We start from the raw sequence: 1,448 nt of genomic DNA, 5'->3' as shown, positions 1-1,448 counted from the left end.
AAAAGGGGTTAGGCCATGGGCTTCGGGTGTTACCAACTTTCATGACGTGACGGGCGGTGTGTACAAGGCCCGGGAACGTATTCACCGCAGCGTTGCTGATCTGCGATTACTAGCGACTCCGACTTCATGGGGTCGAGTTGCAGACCCCAATCCGAACTGAGGCCGGCTTTCAGCGATTCGCTCACCCTCACAGGCTCGCAGCGCGTTGTACCGACCATTGTAGCATGTGTGAAGCCCTGGACATAAGGGGCATGATGATTTGACGTCATCCCCACCTTCCTCCGAGTTAACCCCGGCAGTCTCTCATGAGTCCCCGGCCGAACCGCTGGCAACATAAGACAAGGGTTGCGCTCGTTGCGGGACTTAACCCAACATCTCACGACACGAGCTGACGACAACCATGCACCACCTGTATACAAGCCACAAAGGGAAAGACCATCTCTGGCCCGGTCCTGTATATGTCAAGCCCAGGTAAGGTTCTTCGCGTTGCATCGAATTAATCCACATGCTCCGCCGCTTGTGCGGGCCCCCGTCAATTCCTTTGAGTTTTAGCCTTGCGGCCGTACTCCCCAGGCGGGGCGCTTAATGCGTTAGCTACGGCACAGAAGTCGTGGAAGACCCCTACACCTAGCGCCCACCGTTTACGGCATGGACTACCAGGGTATCTAATCCTGTTCGCTCCCCATGCTTTCGCTCCTCAGCGTCAGTTACTGCCCAGAGACCTGCCTTCGCCATCGGTGTTCCTCCTGATATCTGCGCATTCCACCGCTACACCAGGAATTCCAGTCTCCCCTACAGCACTCAAGTTATGCCCGTATCGCCTGCAGACCCGGTGTTAAGCACCGGGCTTTCACAGACGACGCGACAAACCACCTACGAGCTCTTTACGCCCAGTAAATCCGGACAACGCTCGCACCCTACGTATTACCGCGGCTGCTGGCACGTAGTTAGCCGGTGCTTCTTCTCTAGGTACCGTCACAAAAAGCTTCGTCCCTAGCGAAAGAGGTTTACAACCCGAAGGCCTTCATCCCCCACGCGGCGTCGCTGCATCAGGCTTGCGCCCATTGTGCAATATTCCCCACTGCTGCCTCCCGTAGGAGTCTGGGCCGTATCTCAGTCCCAATGTGGCCGTCCACCCTCTCAGGCCGGCTACCCGTCGACGCCTTGGTAGGCCATTACCCCACCAACAAGCTGATAGGCCGCGGGCTCATCCCTAACCGAAAAAACTTTCCACAACCGACACTAAACGATTGTCCTATCCGGTATTAGACCCAGTTTCCCAAGCTTATCCCGAAGTCAGGGGCAGATCACCCACGTGTTACTCACCCGTTCGCCACTCGAGTACCCAAAGCAAGCTTTAGGCCTTTCCGTTCGACTTGCATGTGTTAAGCACGCCGCCAGCGTTCGTCCTGAGCCAGGATCAAACTCTCCACAAAAAACAAGAAAAA

The 1,448-nt window shown here is 56.1% G+C and carries 1 rRNA gene; it reads right to left on the bottom strand.

The annotated features are described in order from the left end of the window. Positions 1-1,436, bottom strand: a 16S ribosomal RNA gene (locus NQ018_RS11215); the annotation flags it as partial. Positions 1,437-1,448 lie beyond the last annotated feature (12 nt).

The sequence above is a fragment of the Corynebacterium kozikiae genome (genome assembly GCF_024580965.1).
Lineage (GTDB): Bacteria > Actinomycetota > Actinomycetes > Mycobacteriales > Mycobacteriaceae > Corynebacterium > Corynebacterium kozikiae.
This window is presented reverse-complemented; position numbering and strand designations above follow the sequence as displayed.